At 37.3% G+C, this 11,777-nt stretch carries 13 protein-coding genes and 2 tRNA genes; 6 read left to right on the top strand and 9 right to left on the bottom strand.

Annotated elements, in window-relative coordinates:
- Positions 1–139: 139 nt before the first annotated feature.
- The 4 genes from MW688_RS15255 to MW688_RS15240 all read right to left on the bottom strand — a co-directional run bounded on the left by MW688_RS15255 (position 140) and on the right by MW688_RS15240 (position 3,197).
- Entirely contained in the window at positions 140–724 is a 585-nt protein-coding gene (locus MW688_RS15255; RefSeq protein WP_486736868.1) for a LabA-like NYN domain-containing protein, read from the bottom strand.
- A gap of 39 nt (positions 725–763) precedes the next feature.
- Positions 764–2,368 (bottom strand): methionine--tRNA ligase, encoded by a 1,605-nt coding sequence (gene metG / locus MW688_RS15250; RefSeq protein WP_486736867.1) that lies wholly within the window; start codon positions 2,366–2,368, stop codon positions 764–766.
- 281 nt (positions 2,369–2,649) lie between these two features.
- Entirely contained in the window at positions 2,650–2,772 is a 123-nt protein-coding gene (locus MW688_RS15245; RefSeq protein ID WP_486736866.1) for a hypothetical protein, read from the bottom strand.
- Positions 2,773–2,924: 152 nt separating this feature from the next.
- Positions 2,925–3,197 carry a DUF6439 family protein gene (locus MW688_RS15240; protein WP_486736865.1) on the bottom strand — a complete coding sequence of 91 codons (273 nt, stop codon included), beginning with the start codon at positions 3,195–3,197 and terminating at the stop codon, positions 2,925–2,927.
- Between the two features lie 233 nt (positions 3,198–3,430).
- On the opposite strand from MW688_RS15240, the gene MW688_RS15235 reads away from it, so the two are divergent.
- Both MW688_RS15235 and MW688_RS15230 read left to right on the top strand, forming a co-directional pair.
- Positions 3,431–3,799 (top strand): sll0565 family protein, encoded by a 369-nt coding sequence (locus MW688_RS15235; RefSeq protein WP_486736864.1) that lies wholly within the window; start codon positions 3,431–3,433, stop codon positions 3,797–3,799.
- A gap of 48 nt (positions 3,800–3,847) precedes the next feature.
- On the top strand, positions 3,848–4,063 hold the full coding sequence (locus tag MW688_RS15230; RefSeq protein WP_486736863.1) for a hypothetical protein: 216 nt from the start codon (positions 3,848–3,850) through the stop codon (positions 4,061–4,063).
- Here MW688_RS15230 and MW688_RS15225 read toward each other — a convergent pair.
- On the bottom strand, positions 4,038–4,628 hold the full coding sequence (locus tag MW688_RS15225; protein WP_486736862.1) for a hypothetical protein: 591 nt from the start codon (positions 4,626–4,628) through the stop codon (positions 4,038–4,040). The genes MW688_RS15230 and MW688_RS15225 overlap by 26 nt on opposite strands.
- Before the next feature lie 713 nt (positions 4,629–5,341).
- On the opposite strand from MW688_RS15225, the gene MW688_RS15220 reads away from it, so the two are divergent.
- Entirely contained in the window at positions 5,342–5,770 is a 429-nt protein-coding gene (locus MW688_RS15220) for an NUDIX domain-containing protein (protein ID WP_486736861.1), read from the top strand.
- 58 nt (positions 5,771–5,828) lie between these two features.
- On the opposite strand, the gene MW688_RS15215 is transcribed toward MW688_RS15220, so the two are convergent.
- Together MW688_RS15215 and csaB are read right to left on the bottom strand one after the other, a co-directional pair.
- Positions 5,829–6,644, bottom strand: coding sequence for a hypothetical protein (locus MW688_RS15215; RefSeq protein WP_486736860.1), 816 nt, complete (start codon positions 6,642–6,644; stop codon positions 5,829–5,831).
- Positions 6,645–6,654: 10 nt separating this feature from the next.
- Positions 6,655–7,695, bottom strand: coding sequence for a polysaccharide pyruvyl transferase CsaB (csaB, locus tag MW688_RS15210; RefSeq protein WP_486736859.1), 1,041 nt, complete (start codon positions 7,693–7,695; stop codon positions 6,655–6,657).
- 63 nt (positions 7,696–7,758) lie between these two features.
- On the opposite strand from csaB, the gene MW688_RS15205 reads away from it, so the two are divergent.
- Positions 7,759–7,846, top strand: a tRNA-Ser gene (locus MW688_RS15205).
- A gap of 62 nt (positions 7,847–7,908) precedes the next feature.
- Positions 7,909–8,931, top strand: a complete 1,023-nt coding sequence (rlmN, locus tag MW688_RS15200; protein ID WP_486736858.1) for a dual-specificity RNA methyltransferase RlmN — start codon at positions 7,909–7,911, stop codon at positions 8,929–8,931.
- Here rlmN and MW688_RS15195 read toward each other — a convergent pair.
- Entirely contained in the window at positions 8,921–9,145 is a 225-nt protein-coding gene (locus tag MW688_RS15195; protein WP_486736857.1) for a replication restart DNA helicase PriA, read from the bottom strand. The genes rlmN and MW688_RS15195 overlap by 11 nt on opposite strands.
- 482 nt (positions 9,146–9,627) lie before the next feature.
- On the opposite strand from MW688_RS15195, the gene MW688_RS15190 reads away from it, so the two are divergent.
- A tRNA-Thr gene (locus tag MW688_RS15190) sits at positions 9,628–9,699 on the top strand.
- 169 nt (positions 9,700–9,868) lie between these two features.
- On the opposite strand, the gene MW688_RS15185 is transcribed toward MW688_RS15190, so the two are convergent.
- On the bottom strand, positions 9,869–11,596 hold the full coding sequence (locus MW688_RS15185; protein ID WP_486736856.1) for a succinate dehydrogenase/fumarate reductase flavoprotein subunit: 1,728 nt from the start codon (positions 11,594–11,596) through the stop codon (positions 9,869–9,871).
- Between the last annotated feature and the right edge of the window lie 181 nt (positions 11,597–11,777).

Raw genomic sequence — 11,777 nt, 5'->3', positions numbered from 1 at the left:
AAAGAAACGCTCACAACTTCCCTCTAGACTTAGCAAGTGTAGAAACTGCACCTGCCATCAAAGGTTAAGTTGACTTGATTAAAGTTTAAAATCAAAAGCGCCCTTCTTGAGAGAAGGGCGCTTTTTTTATTAACTTTCCTTAAATGTTTAAATTAGGAAAATGATCGTATTCTGGATCGCCTTTAGTTAATTTTTGAATATCTTCTTTAATTTGTTCTAAATCTATATAGCGGTCCGCAACATTAATTAAACAATCGCTAGTCATTGCTCTCAAACTAACTACTTCTACTCTAGCACCTCGATAACTTACAGCATCAACTGCATAAGCTAAATCACCATCACCACTAACTAAAATGGCTGTATCATAAGCTCCAACTAATGCCATCATATCTACAGCAATCTCTACATCTAAATTAGCCTTTTTAGAGCCATCAGGTAACTGTACTAAATCTTTGGAAATAACCCGGTAACCATTTCTTCTCATCCAGAGTAAAAAACCCTGTTGTTTCTCATTACTCGGATCTACTCCTGTGTAAAAAAAAGCCCGCAGTAATTTTGAACTTGCTGTTAAACAATGCAGCAATTTACTATAATCTATTTCTACTCCAAGTTGTAGAGCAGCATAGAACAAATTTGAGCCATCGATAAAAATAGCTACACGTCCGCGATTCTCCATCACCTGTTTTGGTGAAAATATTGGATCGCTTTCAACACTATCCCACATTTTAAATTCCTCTTTGTTTATTAAATAGTTATTAAATATTCAGTTTTTTGTACCTGGAGCTGTTTTCTCTATCCGAGAAAAGATAGGCTGAGGTTTGTTTAGTTGCTTATTTACTCTTAACTTTCCCCATTGACAATGTTCGACAGAATTAACGAGTGTTTTAATGAAAATTTGATTATTAAAATCTGACTCAAAACCAAGTTGTTGATAAATTTTGTTACTTAAATTGGGAATAATCGGAGATAATAAATAAGCACACAAGCGCATTGATTCTAGAACACTATAAAGCACTTGTTCTACTTCAGCTTGCTTTCCTTGTTTGTATAATTGCCAAGGAGCACTCTCATCTACATACTTATTCCCGGCACGAATTAACTCTAGTATTTTTTCACAGGCTTGATTAAATCTGAGAGCTTCATAGTCTTGGAAAACCCGATCCCCTAAGCTAGTCCCTATTTGTAATAAAGGATTATTGGGTTCAATATCTTCTCCGGCGAGAGACAATTCTCCTTGTTTACAATACTTTTTAAACATTCCTAGGGTGCGATTCAGGAGGTTCCCCAAGTCATTAGCTAAATCAGCATTAACTGTGTTAATAAAACGAGTTTCGTTAAAATCTCCGTCTTTCCCTAATTCTATCTCTTTGAGAAAATAATATCGTATTGCGTCTGAACCATAGCGTTCTACTAAGTCCACAGGATCTAGGGTATTACCTAAACTTTTACCCATTTTTTGACCGTCTTTGGTAAGGAAACCATGGGCAAACACTTGTTCTGGTAGGGGTAAATTAGCAGATAGTAACATCGCAGGCCAATAAATAGCATGAAAGCGGAGTATGTCTTTACCTATTAAATGTAAATTAATTGGCCACCATTTTGCCAAGGCATTTTCTAGGGTTGGTTCTGCATCAGCATCTAGTAAAGCTGTTACATAACCTAAGAGGGCATCAAACCACACATATATGGTTTGTTTACTATCTACAGGCACAGGAAATCCCCATTCTACATTTAATCGAGAGATAGAAAAATCCGCTAGTCCTTGGTTGACAAAATTTAAAATTTCATTACGTCTACTGACAGGCTGAATAAACTCAGGTTTAGCTTCATATAATTCTTCTAACTGTCTTTGATATTTAGAAAGACGAAAAAAATAGTTTTCTTCGTCTCTCCATTCTGCCTGTTTGTTAGTGTGAATAGGACAGTAGTGGTTTTCTAGTAATTCTCTCTCTTCTTTGAATTCTTCACAGGAAACACAGTACCAACCTTGTTGTTGAGCTAGATATATATCTCCTTGATCCCAAACTCTTTGAAAAAATTCTTTGACTATTTGATGATGAATTTTACTAGTAGTACGGCTAAAGCGATCATATTGAATATTCAGCTTTGACCACAATTGTTGAAAGCTAGAGATAATTTCATCGCAATGTTTTTGAGGTGGTATACCTTTAGCTGCTGCTGTCCGCTCGATTTTTTGGCCATGTTCATCAGTTCCTGTAATCAAAAGTACAGATTTTCCCCTAAGACGTTGATAACGCGCCATAGCGTCTGCCACCATGGTAGTGTAAGCACTTCCTATGTGGGGTACATCATTAACATAGTATAAAGGAGTTGTTAAAACAAAAGTTTGATTATTATGATTAGACATTATTGATTTGTATTAACCGTGATCTAAATTGAGTATGGAGTTTAAAATTTTTTTATTTGCTATAGTTCTATTATTACTGTCTTAACCTTTTTTATGACATTTTAGTTAAAAAAAATAATTAAGTTTTAAGATTTGTATAGAAATCTCTGATGAAGATAAAAGTTTAATCTTATTTAAGCTTTAGAAAGCTATCATACTTTAAGATCAATGTCAACTGATTCTTATTTTATAGCAATCTCCATAACTTTTAGGAGAAAAAATAATTAATTTAACTAGCTTAATTACTGAGATTTAAGATTGCGAAGGTAAAAAAATAAATCTAAAAGTAATTGGCGACAGCGATCGCCAATTGTGCCTAAAATTTGATTAGCAGTGTAAATAGCTAAATCTTGAATTACTACCAATCCCAAGATTTTCCAGTAAAGTAGAGTTAGCTAATGCTTGGTTTAAGTGCATTTTAATTACTTCCCAATCAGCTTGAAAACTCTTAGTAAGCTTGACAAATAAGCTCGCATTTTACTTAGCTTGTCCCGTCTCAAGTTGGTAGAGAAGATATTTAATGATTATGAGTAGGACAAGGGGGAGCAGTTATTGATCGATCTAACCAACCCACGGCTTGTTGAAATCGTATCAAAGCTTCTTCGGGTTGATCTTTAAGTAAAAAGACCATGGCGGCGGCGGCTTGTTGACTAGCTTGAGCAGAACGATTAGACTTGAGGCGATGCCAGTCATTAGGGGCAATCGCTAAACGAGTTGCTAAAGCTTGTGCTAATTCAACATTACTCAGTTGATTGATGAGTTCATTTTTAGAAGATTCAGGAGTTTTCATTGTGTAACCAAAAGAATTTTTTATTTTGTTTGTTCTGTTTCCAATTTTAACAATGGAGTCAAGGAAATTTCCTCTAGGCTCAAATGTGCGAGTGATCCTTTGAGTTTTGTGTTATGCTTTTAGATGAGAAAATAAAAACACTGCTAAGGGCAATAAAATTGGAAGCCCCACAGGTAGCTTAAGCTAAGTGTGTAGGTAGTTCACCAAGGAATATATGTTAGTTTTGAACTACTATGTCATCATCTAATAATAATTCAAACCAAACAGAAGATTTAGAAGCAGCGATCGCCTCAGTAGAGGAGTCTTTAACTAAATTGAAACTAAGATATCAACAAGTTAAAAGAGATCAAAGTAGACAGAAGCAGTTAAAAGAATTAGCCTCTGACTTAAAAAATCAAGCTCAAACTAGTGAGGAGCGAAAGGCTATAGCCTCAGAGTTAAAGCACATTGAAAAAGAACTAGATAACCTAGAAATTAATCTTGAAAGTCGTCTTTGGAATTGGAAAGAATTACAAAGACCCTTTTGGCAAATAGTTCGTTTTACTGGTTTAGGGATACTGATTGGCTGGATTCTCAAAACCTTATATCAATTAGGAGGATAAATAATGAGTTTTGAAGTTTTGAAGTTTTGAAGTTTTGAAGCTGAAGGGGTGACAGGGTGGCTAGAAAGATTGTGGGGATTGGAGTTGAGTTACTGCGATCGCCAATTAATAAAGGTCAAGTTGATGGAGACCGAAGCGGCCCACGCCAGAAATATAGAAGCAGGTGTTTTAGTTAAAGATCACCAGGCTGCACATAGGATAACTAGTCTGTTTGAAAATCTTATTAAACAAAAACTAGTTATACAACTCTTTTTTCATTATTAGGAGCATAAATCTTCTTCAACTCATTAGGATAGAATCTAACAATTTTAGGTTTATTATCTTCTAAATCTAAAGTTACACCAATTTGATACTTATCTATTAAGGATACTGCACCTTTTTCTCCATCGAATCCGTTTTTGGTTGAACTCTGAACTTGTACCCAATCCCCTAAATTAAAAGAATCAGCAGAATCTTTATGGTTTTGTTTCCATTTATTGACTATTTTTTTTACATGATTCACAGTTAATTTTGCCGCAGGAGCTGTAGCGATCGCTTCTGACCAGGCTTGTTGCCACTGACTTGCGGGTAATTTGCTTAATTCTCTCAATTGGCGTTCTGGGATAAGCTCAGAAATTTCGCCCATGGGCGAAATTATTTGTTGAACTTTTCCGGCTTTTAATTCTCTATATAACTGAGACTGAGATTTACCAAATTCAGCCACCATACACTGGCGTAAAGATTTATAACCTAGAGCTTTCCAGCCTTTTCTGTCGTCTAAATCAAGTAAAAGTGCGCGTATTTTTTGAGCATGTGTTTTTATCTCAATTTTTAGGTTTGGACTATTCAAGAATCAATGTTAGTAAGGTATAATGGTTCTACCGAGTAAACTATGCTGAATCTTCAAAAACTGAGACAGGGCAAGAATTTAAGTTTTTGATGAATTTTTTGATCTGCATTACTTGCCCTGTCTCAGTCGTATCTATTTCGACCTTGTTTTTAGCATAATTGAGTCTGTAGAACCATATTTTCTGTAAAAAAATGTTAAGCACAACTCAACAATTATTATTTCTTTTTATGTTGACTAAAACATCAATAGGGTTTAAGAGTTCTTCTGTCCAAAAATTAAAATGATTATTTTTATCTCCATTCTCAATAAGCCGAAAAATTGAGATAATTTTTTCCCAGATCGCAGTAACCAAACCTCAATCTACACAAACTTTCTAGCCACCCTGTCACCCAGTCAGAGTAATGAGTTAAAGAATTAATGCGATCGCGCTTAAAAATTGATTGACCCTAAAGGCGTATTCAGACTAGATTTTGTAGGTTGGGTTGAGGCACGAAACCCAACATTAATATTTAATTAATTATATAATTAAATATTGATACAAATCCTTAAAAACCCTCTCCCTGCTCAGAAGCTCCCTGCTCAGAAGCTCCCTGCTCAGAAGCTCCCTGCTCCCCCTCTCCCCCTCTCACCTGTTGGCCTATTTAGTACTCTTGTATTTGCGTGCAAGATCTAAGGATAAAATAATTAAACAAAATGTGAATAAATGAAATAATATGACTTGGCGTAATCCAATTCCCACTGTAGATATTATCGTAGAATTAATTGATCGACCCCATAGACCAATTATTTTAATTGAGCGCAAAAATGAGCCCTTTGGCTGGGCAATTCCTGGAGGCTTTGTTGACTATGGAGAATCATTAGAAAGTGCCGCCCGAAGAGAAGCTTATGAAGAAATCACTTTAGAAGTAAATTTAGTCGAACAATTCCATGTTTATTCTGATCCTAAACGAGATGCAAGAAAACACACTATCAGTGTTGTTTTTATCGCTCAAGCCACAGGAAAGCCACAGGCTGCTGATGATGCTAAAAATTTAGCTATTGTTTCTCTCTGGGAAATTCCCAAACCTCTCTGTTTTGATCATGACCAAATTTTACGAGATTACCGAGATTATCGTTACTATGGGTTTCATCCTCGCCTGTAGCCCTAAAAATAAGGAAAACTGGTAAAGCTAACAGAAGATGTGTAGGATGCAGACAATCTTACTTAAGGAAGTTGGGCAACTCTACATTTCTCTTCATTTTTTTATGACCACTAGTATTTTTTCTGTCAATAGCAGGAGAAGGCCAATTAATTTTGGCATTTTTTCTTTTAGTATTTGATACTAATTCATCTTCCTTGGTATTTACTGATGGTTGGACATAAGAAAAACTGGGAGTTGATGGGTTAATTTCTTGGGCAGTTTTTCCTAATTCGCTCACAGAATCACTTAGAGAATTATTAGCAGCAATAACTTGATTAGTGGCGTTTTCAAAACAGGCTTCTAGTGTGGTTTTATATTCTAGAGTATAGCGTTGCTGTCTCAATAAACGGCTGTGCAATTCCTGTAATTGCTTTTCTGTTTCTAATAGTTTATAGGTTTGTTGATTATAGTCATCTTGAATTTGAGAACATTCTCTTTCTAAATGAGCTATTTGTTCTTGAGTTTCTCTAAGTTGATTAGACAGGGTGTTAATCATTACCTGTTGATGCTGTATAGTTTGAGTAGAAGCTTGGAGTTGATTAACTAGTTGCTGAGTCTCTAAAGCAGCATCACTGTTAATATTACTTGCTTTAATTGTCTCTAACTCTTTTACTTTTGCTTTTAGTTGTTCGTTTTCTTGTTTGACATTTTCAATTAATCGATATTCTTCTTCACTCAATTCTGGTGCTTCTATAGACTCGATTAATTCATCTATGGTACTGTCAAATGTACTGTCAAAATTATCCTCGAATTTCGATAAGCTGGGGTTAAAATCAGAGTCAGTATCATTATTAGTATTTTGGGGTTGTTGATTATTGTGATCAAATTCGCTCATTTTACACTCCTCACCTCTTGAAAAAAATTTGTTGATGCAACTCGGCTCGCTCTATTAGAGATTCAATTCGAGTCTGATCTAAACAATCACCATTAACATATTCTTGCAACCAAGCAGTACTAATTTCATCAGGATCATCGGGCAAATTAGTTAATTCCCATCCAGATAAATTAAGTTCTTTTTGTAGTTGAGTTACTTTGGGATCATAGCTCAAAGCAAAACAACGACATTCTTGAGATGCGGCCATAATAAGACTATGGTAACGCATACCAATCAGCATTTCTATACCACGAAATAATCCTTTGAGGGAGCGAGGATCTTGTTTAGAGATTATTTGACAATTACCAGAAAGTTGAGAAGTAACTTGCTGAGCAATAGCTAGGTCTTTTTCTGGTTGAAAAGGAACGAAAATCAAAGAGACGTCGGTGGATTTTTGAAAATTATTTAAGGCATGGGTGAGGATTTGTAGACGTTTTGGTGTCAGTTCAGCACAAGGCCGTAAACTAACAGCTACTCTGGGGGCTCTAGTTTCCCACAACTCGGGGACTGGTTTACTATTGAGTGCCCAAACCGGATCCGGTCCTACTATTGCTGGTATTTGCCAGGTGTTTAGTAATTCTGCCGAAGCATAATCTCTGACACTAACTCCTGTACATTTGGCTAGAATTTGATTAGTAAGTTTCTTGGTTATTTTAGCTTTAATTGGACCAATTCCTTGAGCCCAAGCAAAGGTTTTGAGCTGCATTTGTTGAGCTAAAGCCATTAACCCGAGGTAGTAATAGGGACTGGCAAAACTGGTGACATCTTGAATTAAACTGCCTCCACCCCAGATAAATAAATCACTCTTGTTTAAACTCGACATGAGGGAAAAAAGCGATCGCCTGGGTATACTTGTGACTCCATAGTTAGCTGTAGTTAAACTAGGATTTGCTGATAAGACAATAGGTGTGATCTGCTCTGGTAACATTTGTAACAAGGATAACAGCAGAGCCTCGTCTCCTGCATTACCTTTGCCGTAGTAGCCGCAAACTATTGCCTTATACTGATTCATTTTTTCAAAGGTTGTTAATTTAGTAGGAATTTTTTGATTATAATAATAAAAGAAACTAAATTAGGAGAGATGGCAGAGCGGTTGAATGCGACGGTCTCGAAAATCGTTACACCCTCACAGGGTGTCGAGGGTTCGAATCCCTCTCTCTCCGTTCGTTGTCACTAGGTTATTAATAAATTTACAATTTGTGTGTAGAGCATAAGCAAGCAATTAATGAGTCAAGACAGTCAAAAATTATTAGGAAAATCTCTCTCAGAATTAACCGCCTGGATGGAAGCTCAAGGACAACCGAGCTATAGAGGTAAACAGTTATACCAGTGGTTATACCAAAAGGGAGCGCGATCGCTCAATTCTATTTCTGTATTTCCCAAACAGTGGAGAGAAAGCATCACCGACGACCCCATTGGTCGTTCTAGCATTCACTATCGCACTGTTGCCCCTGATAAAACCCGTAAATATCTTTTACGCCTAGAAGATGGTCTAATTGTGGAAACTGTAGGAATTCCCACTTCTAAACGTTTAACTGTTTGTGTCTCTTCTCAGGTGGGTTGTCCTATGGATTGCGATTTTTGCGCCACAGGAAAAGGAGGATTTACCCGCAATCTTAAAGCCCATGAAATCATTGATCAAGTTTTAACTATACAGTCAGATTTTGAACGAAGAGTTACTCATGTAGTATTTATGGGTATGGGAGAACCTTTACTCAATCTTCCAGAAGTTTTACTAGCGATACGTTCAATAAATGAAGATATTGGTATTGGTGGACGATGTATAACTGTTTCGAGTGTAGGTGTTAAAGGTAAAATTCGCGAACTTGCCCAACAGAGATTACAGATTACTTTTGCTCTCAGTTTACACGCTCCTAATCAGGCTTTACGGGAAAAATTAGTACCTAGGGCGGCTCATTATCCCTATGATAATCTTCTCGCAGAGTGTCGTAATTATGTAAAAATCACTAACCGTCGTGTTAGTTTTGAGTATATACTCTTAGCAGGAGTTAATGATTTACCTCCCCATGCGGAGCAATTAGCTAAAAAACTACGGGGTTTTCAGAGTCATGTTAATTTGATTCCCTATAATCCTATCAGTGAGGTTGACTATCAACGTCCTACCCCTGATAGAGTCGAGAAATTTGCTCAAATTCTCGAAGAGCAAAACATTGCTGTTAGTATTCGTCATTCTCGGGGTTTACAAGCCGATGCTGCCTGTGGGCAACTTCGCGCCTCTACTGTTTAGCTAGTTTTGTTTCTTTAATTTCTCTATAACTTAATCCAGGGGCATAGGCTTCTACTACTTTACCTGTAAGAGAACAACTAACCATAAAATAATCACATTGATAGCAACTTGTTTGAATAATGCGATTGGTTGAGTTGTTTTCTAAACATACCCTCTCGGCAATAGCACCGCAATTGGGGCAGCGAATCTTTACGGAAACTTGTTTTGTATTCATTTTCATACCTTAGAATTTTATTATTAAAGAAGATTTATCTAAACATCTTACTTTGTGTTTTGGGTTTTTATCTATATCTATACATTAACAAGCTATAATAAGTAAATCAACCTTGATCCCCATATTTTTATAATTTATTTATATTTGTTATTTATTATTAACAAAAGGGCGAAAGGCGATGAAGCAGAGACAAAATATAGCGGGTGCAATAAACTTACTCAAAATTGCCAGCGAAAGCGGAGAGCGCCTTAGAGGCTGTTTTTTGGTCAATAATCTTGAGTTATTGGGAGGCGCTCTCCGCCACTTCATAAGTTATTTGTGACCCCAAACCATTAACTGGTAAAGGCTGGCAATTTTGAGCAGGTAATCTCAGAGCGGGGTGCGGTGCGATCGCGACCAGGGCAAATTTCGCTTCCCAAAAAAAATTAATTTTACTCTTGCCAAAAAATAATTACCATGCTATATTTATATAATGTAAATAAGCCGGTGTAGCTCAGTGGTAGAGCAGCTGATTTGTAATCAGCCGGCCGCAAGTTCAAATCTTGTCACCGGCTTTTTCCTTAAACAATTTGGGTTTCTAGCTTTCAGGAACTAGGGGGTACAATTTAGGTATCACTACCAGATAAACTAGTACCAATAAGATAAATTAGGGCAAAATGACTGAGGCAAAATCTAAAGGGGGGGAAGAAGAGCGATCGCGCCTCTTCTCTCCCTAAAAACTAATTAATATTTTCTTTCCTTGGGTTCAAAACGATTAATCACCACAGGTAAATAGTCAATATCAATACCGGAAGGAGAATAATAAGCTAAAGTATGCTTAAGAAAACGGGAATCATCTCTTTGGGGATAATCTTCGCGAGAATGAGCGCCACGACTTTCTTGACGATTAAAGGCAGAAGTCAAGATAAGTTCAGCAACTACGAATAAATTCCCTAATTCCATAGCTTCAATCAACTCAGTATTCCAGCAGGTGCCTTGGTCATCAAGTTTAACTTGCTGATAGCGCTGTTTAAGTTCCCTTAACTTAGTTAAACCTTGCTGCATAATCTCTTGAGTGCGAAAAACGCCACAGTATTCACTCATACAATCCTGTAAATCTTGACGTAATTGATTAATGCGAATATCTCCCGGTTGATTTAAGAGAGATTGTAACTTAGCTTGAGCTTTATTTAAGTAAGTTGCTTCATCCACATCACTAAATTGACGCTTTTCTAGATACTTAGCGATCGCCTCGCCCGTAATCTTACCATAGACTACACATTCCAATAGAGAATTACTTCCGAGACGATTAGCCCCATGTACTGATACACAGGCAGATTCACCCGCCGCAAATAACCCCTCTACCAACTCATTAACACCACTACGCACCTGTCCACTAGTATTAACCGGAATTCCTCCCATAGAATAATGAGCAGTAGGACGTATAGGCATAGGTTGATATACTGCGTCAACTCCCACTAGGCGATGGGCCTCCTCCCAACAAAAAGGCACCCGACTCATAATCTTTTCCTTACCCATGTGGCGCAAATCCAAATATATACAAGGACCTCCTGGGGTACCATCAGGATAAACACCCCTCCCGGCCCTTATTTCCAAAGTAATAGCACGAGAAGTAATATCTCTTGGGGCTAATTCCATTTGTTTTGGTGCATAATTAGCCATGAAGCGTTCCCCTTCGCTATTAATTAAATAGGCACCTTCTCCCCGTACAGCTTCAGAAATTAAGACACCTACGGGATACAATCCGGTCGGGTGAAACTGCACAAATTCCATATCTTCTAGAGGAATACCAGCTTTAGCGGCCATAGCTAAACCGTCACCAGTAGAGGCAAAATCATTTGATGTGGTGTTAAAAACTCTACCATACCCTCCCGTAGCTAAAAGCACTACTTTAGCTTTAACTACCGTGAGACTGCCATCGAGGATATGATACATAACTAAACCCTTAGCTTCTCCCTCTTCTAGGATTAACTCCATTACGTACCATTCGTCGTAGATTTTGACTCCATTGTGACGCAAATTATTAATTAACTCGTGGAGAATAGCATGACCAGTTTTATCGGCAGCATAACAAGTTCTTTTGTGGGAATGACCTCCAAAAGCCCTTTGGGCGATTCTCCCGTCTGGTAACCGCGAAAAAAGTACACCGAGATGTTCTAAATCAATAATTACTCCTGGTGCTTCTTTAGTTAATAATTCTACAGCATCTTGGTCAGCTAAATAGTCAGAACCCTTAACAGTATCAAAGGCATGGGCCTCCCAATTATCATTAGGGTCTACATTTTGTAAGGCTGCTGCAATACCACCTTGAGCAGCTACGGAGTGAGAACGAATCGGATGAGTTTTTGCCACTAAGGCAACATCAATATTACTATTTTGCTTTTTAATTGCTAAAGCAGCGCGAGATCCGGCCAAACCTCCACCGACTATAACTACATCATGTTCTATCATGGAAAAATTAATTAATTGTTTTGAGCAGTGTATCCTTTTATCTTAGCTTTTACTCAACTCATATCAAGTTCGGGTGAATACTTACAATAAAAATGAGGTGAGGCAAGAGAGGCAAGAGAGGCAAGAGAGGCAGAAGGAAAGGAAGAAGGTATGAAGGTAGAACTTTATCATAACTAATTAA

The sequence above is a fragment of the Johannesbaptistia floridana genome, from assembly GCF_057440575.1.
Note: the sequence above shows the minus strand (reverse complement) of the source record. Positions and strands in the feature narration are given on the sequence as shown.

Excerpts from the sequence above, each read along its gene's own strand:
- MW688_RS15255 (WP_486736868.1), bottom strand. The coding sequence starts at position 724 with ATGTGGGATAGTGTTGAAAGCGATCCAATATTTTCACCAAAACAGGTG.
- metG (WP_486736867.1), bottom strand. The coding sequence starts at position 2,368 with ATGTCTAATCATAATAATCAAACTTTTGTTTTAACAACTCCTTTATAC.
- MW688_RS15240 (WP_486736865.1), bottom strand. The coding sequence starts at position 3,197 with ATGAAAACTCCTGAATCTTCTAAAAATGAACTCATCAATCAACTGAGT.
- MW688_RS15235 (WP_486736864.1), top strand. The coding sequence starts at position 3,431 with ATGTCATCATCTAATAATAATTCAAACCAAACAGAAGATTTAGAAGCA.
- MW688_RS15220 (WP_486736861.1), top strand. The coding sequence starts at position 5,342 with ATGACTTGGCGTAATCCAATTCCCACTGTAGATATTATCGTAGAATTA.
- MW688_RS15215 (WP_486736860.1), bottom strand. The coding sequence starts at position 6,644 with ATGAGCGAATTTGATCACAATAATCAACAACCCCAAAATACTAATAAT.
- csaB (WP_486736859.1), bottom strand. The coding sequence starts at position 7,695 with ATGAATCAGTATAAGGCAATAGTTTGCGGCTACTACGGCAAAGGTAAT.
- rlmN (WP_486736858.1), top strand. The coding sequence starts at position 7,909 with ATGAGTCAAGACAGTCAAAAATTATTAGGAAAATCTCTCTCAGAATTA.
- MW688_RS15195 (WP_486736857.1), bottom strand. The coding sequence starts at position 9,145 with ATGAATACAAAACAAGTTTCCGTAAAGATTCGCTGCCCCAATTGCGGT.
- MW688_RS15185 (WP_486736856.1), bottom strand. The coding sequence starts at position 11,596 with ATGATAGAACATGATGTAGTTATAGTCGGTGGAGGTTTGGCCGGATCT.